General features: G+C 40.6%; 1 protein-coding gene. It reads left to right on the top strand.

Going from position 1 to position 603, the window contains the following annotated elements; all coding sequences use genetic code 11:
- On the top strand, positions 1-603 hold a 603-nt coding region (locus FFR48_RS28330), incomplete at both ends, for an ISAs1 family transposase (protein WP_137669619.1).

Below are 603 nucleotides of genomic sequence, written 5' to 3'. Positions count from 1 at the left end.
TCATAGCTGGAGCGCAAGGGTGGGAAGACATAGAGAACTACGGCATCAGCAAGCAGGAGTGGTTAGAAGAGTTTTTGGAATTACCAAATGGAATTCCCTCCGATGACACCTTCAGACGGGTATTTGAATTCATCAATCCCGAAGAATTAAATCGTTGTTTCAGCAGATGGATAGAAACCCTAGTGACAAACATGGGAGGAGAGATAATTCCCATAGACGGAAAGACAATTAGGGGTTCTTACGACCGAAATCAAGGGAAATCAGCATTGCACGTTGTTAGTGCCTGGGCAAGTGAACAAAATTTGGTCTTGGCACAGATGAAAGTAGAAGATAAATCCAATGAGATTACAGCAATTCCGGCATTATTAGAGTTATTAGATATGACAGGAGCTATTATTACCATTGATGCAATGGGGACTCAAACCGAAATTGCCAACAAGATTATTGATAAAAAAGCAGATTATGTTTTAGCACTCAAGGCAAATCACCCAACTCTCTACAATCAGGTAAAACAATGGTTTGAAACAGCATCTTCACTCTCTTTTCAAGGTATTGATGTCAGTTATGACCACCGCATTGAAAAAGGACATCACCGTACGGAAA

Origin of the sequence: Sphaerospermopsis reniformis (genome assembly GCF_005402885.1) — a bacterium.
GTDB classification, from domain to species: domain Bacteria; phylum Cyanobacteriota; class Cyanobacteriia; order Cyanobacteriales; family Nostocaceae; genus Sphaerospermopsis; species Sphaerospermopsis kisseleviana.
This window is presented reverse-complemented; position numbering and strand designations above follow the sequence as displayed.